The following is a 2945-nucleotide window of genomic DNA, read 5'->3' as shown; positions in this document are numbered from 1 at the left end:
AGCAGCACGCCGCCGAGGACCTGGTCCAGTCGACGCTCGAACAGGTCTACACGGCCTGGCGCCGCGTCGGCGCCGCCGACGACCCGGACGCGTACGTACGACGCGTGATGATCAACGCGCACGCGCGCAGACACCGCCGAAGGCTCAGGGAGTTCCTGGCGCCGAAGGACGACTCGGGGCTGGCGCGGGAGGTGGCGGACACCGGCGACCGGATCGCCCAGGCCGACGACCGCAGCGCCCTGCTCGCGGCGCTCGCCCAACTGCCCGCGCGACAGCGGGAGGCGGTCGTCCTGCGGTACTGGGAGGACCTGACGGAGACGCAGACGGCGGAGGCGATGGGCTGCTCGGTGGGCACGGTGAAGAGCAACGCGGCCAAGGGGATCGCGAAACTCCGCGCCATACCGGGACTGGCGGACATGGTGACGCACGGAGGGCGGAAGTGATGAGCGCGGACCGGGAGAACCACGACATGACACAGGCGGACATCGCGCTCCTGCTCGCGGAAGCGGCGGACGAGGTCGAGATCGGCATAGCCCCGGTCCAGGCCGTCATCCGCGGCGGCCGGCGCCGCAAGGCGCGGCGCTGGGCGGTGGCGGCGACCACGGCCCTGGTGCTGGCGGGCTCGACGGGGGCGACGCTGGCCTTCGGCGGGCTGCCCGGGGAGCGCGCCGCCCGGGAGACGCCGATGGCCTCCCGTCAGGCGACCGCGGAGGAAAGACATGTGTACGCCCCGCAGCGGACGGAGCTGGCGCGGGGGACCGAGCACGGCAAGGCCTGGCGGGTCTGGGTCGAGGTGTGGGGCCCGCCGCGTGACCTGCGGGAGGCCGGGGGGCAGTTCGACGCCATGAAGCGGGTGGGTCTCGCGCCGGCGGTGGACAAGGCCGCCGACCTGGTCGGCAAGACGTCGTACTTCTCGATGCGGTCCTACGGCGACGGCCGGTCCCTGGTGGTCATGTTCGACACGCACAAGAGGGTCGACCGCCTCTCCGGCACCGACCTCCAGTCCGCCGCCGTCAGCATGGACAAGGTCAGCGCCACCGCTCCGGAACGGCTGGTGATCGGGAATGTGGCGAAGACCGCCCAGGAGGTCACCTGCCGCTGGAGGGACGGCAGTTCCACCGTGGCCCGGCCGAGCGGCTCCGAGTCCGCCGCCCATGACGGCACCTCGCTGATCCGCCCGGTGGCGGGCTATCCGGGAGGCAACTGGTTCGTGTGCCTCGCCCCGGAAGGTACGACCTACAAGGACGTCCGGGTGACGAAGTGACCCGCCGCCGGCGCGGCCCGGCTCACAGCCAGCCCTGCTGCCGGGCCTCGCGCACCGCCTCGGCCCGGTTGCGGGTACCGGTCTTGCCGATGGCGGAGGAGAGGTAGTTGCGGACGGTGGACTCGGACAGGTGCAGCCGCCCCGCGATGTCGGCGACGGTTGCCCCGTCCACCGACGCCTGCAACACCTCGCACTCGCGGGCCGTCAGCGGACTGGGCCCGGCGCTGAGCGCGGCGGCGGCCAGCGCCGGATCGACCACGGTCTCCCCGGTGAGCACCCGCCGGATCGCCGCGGCCAGCTCCTCCACCGGCCCGTCCTTGACGAGGAAACCGGCCGCCCCGGCCTCCATGGCCCGGCGCAGATAGCCCGGCCGGCCGAAGGTGGTGAGGATCAGCACCCGGCAGTCGGGCGCCTCGTCCCGCAGTTCGGCCGCCGCGTCCAGGCCGTTCCTGCCGGGCAGTTCGATGTCCAGCAGGGCCACGTCCGGCCGGTGCGTGAGCACGGCGTCCACGATGCCGTCCCCCGCCCCCAGCTGGGCCACGACCTCGATGTCCTCCTCCATGCCGAGCAGCAGGGCGAGAGCGCCACGCATCATGCCCTGGTCCTCGGCGAGCAGTACCCGGATGCACGTGCCGGGCCGGCGGCCCCGGGGCATCTCGTTCATGGAGTCAGATTACGGCGGCCCGTGCGTACGGGAGCCGTGCGGTGGCCCGCCGGCTTCGCACCCGGCGCCGGGAGGCCGGGCCGGCGGCCCGGTGCGGGCCCGGCGCGCGGACGCCGGGGCGGCGGGGCGGCGGGCCACGGGGGCGGTGCACAGCCGCCCACCCCCCGGGAGCGGAAACCGCCGCTCGCTTCGACCGCAGCGTGCTGGGCGAACGGCTCGGCCGGGCGATCGGCTCGCTGGGCGATCGGTTCAGCCGGGCGATCGGTCCGTTCCGGGCGCCGTGGCCGCGGGGGGCACCGGCTGGTCACCGCCGGCCGGGAGATCGGCGGTGACCGTGAAGCCGCCGCGTGGCGCCGGGCCGGCCGTGAGGGAGCCGCCCGCCGCCGCGAGGCGCTCGGTCAGCCCCTTCAGTCCGTTGCCGCCGGCACCCCCGCCCGGGCCGGCGCCGGTGCCCGTACCGTCGTCCGTGACCGTCAGCCGGACCCGCTCCGCGGCTGCCTCCACGGTGATGTCGCAGCGGCTCGCGCGGCTGTGCCGGACGACGTTGGTCACCGCCTCGCGCACCACCCAGCCGAGCAGTGCCTCGGTCTGCGGGGCGAGCGGTGCCCCCGACTGGCGGACCACGGGCCGCACACTCGCCGCGGACAGCGCCGACCGGGCCCGGACCAGCTCGGTGGCCAGACTACCCTCGCGGTAGCCGGTCACCGCCTCGCGGATCTCGGTGAGCGCCTGCCGGCCCACCGACTCGATGTCCGAGATCTGCGCCAGCGCCGCGGCCAGGTCGCGCGGGGCCAGCCGGCGGGCCGCCTCGGACTTCACCACGACCACCGACAGCGTGTGCCCGAGCAGGTCGTGCAGATCGCGGGAGAAGCGCAGCCGCTCCTGCTCCACCGCGCGCCGGGCCAGCTCCTCGCGGGCGGCCCGCAGTTCCCGTACGGCTTCGGAGAGGCTGAGGATGGCCGCGGTCACCATGGCGGAGATGAAGGTGCCGTAGGCCATGGTCGTCGCGTTCGCCCA

At 74.8% G+C, this 2945-nt stretch carries 3 protein-coding genes and 1 pseudogene; 2 read left to right on the top strand and 2 right to left on the bottom strand.

The features are described 5' to 3' along the window. Both IE312_RS29705 and IE312_RS29700 read left to right on the top strand, forming a co-directional pair. Positions 1 to 443 (top strand): SigE family RNA polymerase sigma factor (locus IE312_RS29705; protein ID WP_229900582.1); only part of this gene is annotated, 443 nt, incomplete at its 5' end. Next, positions 440 to 1264: a hypothetical protein gene (locus IE312_RS29700; RefSeq protein ID WP_189985375.1), complete on the top strand. Its 825-nt coding sequence runs from the start codon at positions 440 to 442 to the stop codon at positions 1262 to 1264. The genes IE312_RS29705 and IE312_RS29700, both read left to right, overlap by 4 nt. A 22-nt stretch (positions 1265 to 1286) precedes the next feature. Here IE312_RS29700 and IE312_RS29695 read toward each other — a convergent pair whose 3' ends face one another. Both IE312_RS29695 and IE312_RS42405 read right to left on the bottom strand, forming a co-directional pair. Further along, a complete protein-coding gene (locus tag IE312_RS29695) occupies positions 1287 to 1928 on the bottom strand; it encodes a response regulator transcription factor (protein WP_189985374.1) in 642 nt (213 codons plus the stop codon). 249 nt (positions 1929 to 2177) lie between these two features. Beyond that, positions 2178 to 2945 (bottom strand): annotated as a pseudogene (locus IE312_RS42405) (sensor histidine kinase); the annotation flags it as partial.

This window comes from Streptomyces capoamus (genome assembly GCF_014654935.1).
Lineage (GTDB): Bacteria > Actinomycetota > Actinomycetes > Streptomycetales > Streptomycetaceae > Streptomyces > Streptomyces capoamus.
The sequence above is the reverse complement of the archived record's forward strand: the minus strand, read 5'-3'. Positions and strand labels throughout refer to the sequence as shown.

Excerpts from the sequence above, each read along its gene's own strand:
- IE312_RS29695 (WP_189985374.1), bottom strand. The coding sequence starts at position 1,928 with ATGAACGAGATGCCCCGGGGCCGCCGGCCCGGCACGTGCATCCGGGTA.